The sequence below is a fragment of the Pedobacter terrae genome (genome assembly GCF_900100705.1).
GTDB lineage: Bacteria > Bacteroidota > Bacteroidia > Sphingobacteriales > Sphingobacteriaceae > Pedobacter > Pedobacter terrae.
The window spans coordinates 1-1,179 of the sequence record NZ_FNCH01000060.1 but is presented as its reverse complement, the minus strand read 5'-3'; the positions used below and the strand labels follow the sequence as shown (position 1 = coordinate 1,179).

The 1,179-nt window shown below is 44.4% G+C and carries 1 protein-coding gene; it reads right to left on the bottom strand.

Annotated elements, in window-relative coordinates:
* Positions 1–1,100, bottom strand: a 1,100-nt coding sequence (locus BLR60_RS24590) for an IS4 family transposase (RefSeq protein ID WP_090505236.1), incomplete at its 3' end; no start/stop codon positions are given.
* Between the last annotated feature and the right edge of the window lie 79 nt (positions 1,101–1,179).

Below are 1,179 nucleotides of genomic sequence, written 5' to 3'. Positions count from 1 at the left end.
TGCAGCCTGATGATCGACCTCAAGTTTGAGAATGCCCACTTCTTTTTGAGCTGTACCTGAACGATCTTTATCAGCAAATCGGATATAAAGGCACACCATATCTGTATCTTGATTGCATTTTCGTTGTCCCCGAGGAAATATTTGAGTGGAAAGTTCTGCTTGACCCTTTTAAAGAGCACCTCGATAAGCCAGCGTTTTTTGTATATCTCTGCAATTTCCTCGGGCAACAGAGAGAAATTGTTGGTCAGGAACTCGAATGTACGGCCTGATTCTGCATCGAAAAATGTGACCATGCGTACCTTGAGTCTGATCTTTTCCTTTTGTGTGCGCGTTCCCTGGATCAATGTCTGGTCATTCAATACGCCAAAGTCCATACTCTTTTGGCTCAGTTCTCTGGATGCTGTGATTTCATACCTCGCATCTTTTTTCTGTCTGGTAACAAAGAAGGCACCTTGTTTGCCTATCCTTTCATATTCTGAATAGTCCACATAGCCCTTGTCAAATACGATAAAAGATCCTTCTTCAAGATCTATTTCCTTCAGGAAAGGCATATCATTCGCGCTGGCGGCAGTAAAACTGATTTTCAGGGGCACATGTTCGGCTGCACCGATCAGGGTGTGAACCTTCATGCCACCCTTTCTTTTTCCGTTCATTTTGCCCGGACTGGGTGCATCGAGTATCCGCTGGAAAAGTGTGATGGTGGAAGAATCGGCAATAAAGAGTTTGTCATATTGCCTCAAACGGCTGTCCGGTAAAAGATGGCGGTGACGTTTGTACAAAAGCTCATAGAGCTGTTGAAAAACATCAAAAGGTCTTTTGGCATTTGCATCGCACAGTGTACTCCTTGCCGGTGGACTGATCATGCCCAGATGTTGGAGCTTGGTATGACATGCATGCATCCCGCTGACCACCTCACGGCTGCTGGTGCAGTTGTTCAGGCTGCAATAGAGCATGGTGACCAGATGCCCAAAAGTATCAAAGTACTTGTAATAACGGTCGTAACCCCCACGACGGGCCAGTGATCTGACCGAATTCCGGTCGATCAAACTTAATAGCTGGTTTAATATTGGCTGTCCGGTAAAAAATGTATTTTTGCCCATGTTGTATTTAGGTGTGGTAACTCAAATATAACAGCACAAAGGGTAGCTTTTATCGCTACCCTTTTTTTATAAGCAAAAA